Here is a 373-nt window from a genome sequence, read left to right as displayed (position 1 = left end):
GAGTTTATTGAGTTGTTATGTGCGTTACTCAAAAAGATCTCCTGCTGCGGCTTCAATATCCCCACAGTCAGATATTAAGTTCCCATCTTCTCCAAAGATTTTATATGTTTGTTGATTTCCGCCAAGTTGAGCGCAGCCGTCTAGTGCCATAAGAAATGTATATGCGGTATCGTTTAACATTACTTCCGCAGCTTCCCAGAAAGTTTTCTCCTGTTCAGTTGTTAAGTTTAACTTTTGATACAAAGCTTGCACTAAAGACTCCTGATTTGTGTCCTGGTACTGACTTAATGAAGTATTAATTTCTTCTTTCCAGAGGCTAACGAACTCTCTTGCATTCATTTTAAATCCTTGAGCACATAACTTTCCAATAACG

Annotated in this window: 1 protein-coding gene; it reads right to left on the bottom strand. The window is 38.3% G+C overall.

What is annotated here, in order from left to right; translation table 11 throughout:
* Window positions 1-24 precede the first annotated feature (24 nt).
* Window positions 25-373, bottom strand: a 349-nt coding sequence (locus tag KL866_RS19180) for a hypothetical protein (protein ID WP_214996534.1), incomplete at its 5' end; no start/stop codon positions are given.

This window comes from Alteromonas sp. ALT199 (assembly GCF_018619335.1).
Lineage (GTDB): Bacteria > Pseudomonadota > Gammaproteobacteria > Enterobacterales > Alteromonadaceae > Alteromonas.
This window is presented reverse-complemented; position numbering and strand designations above follow the sequence as displayed.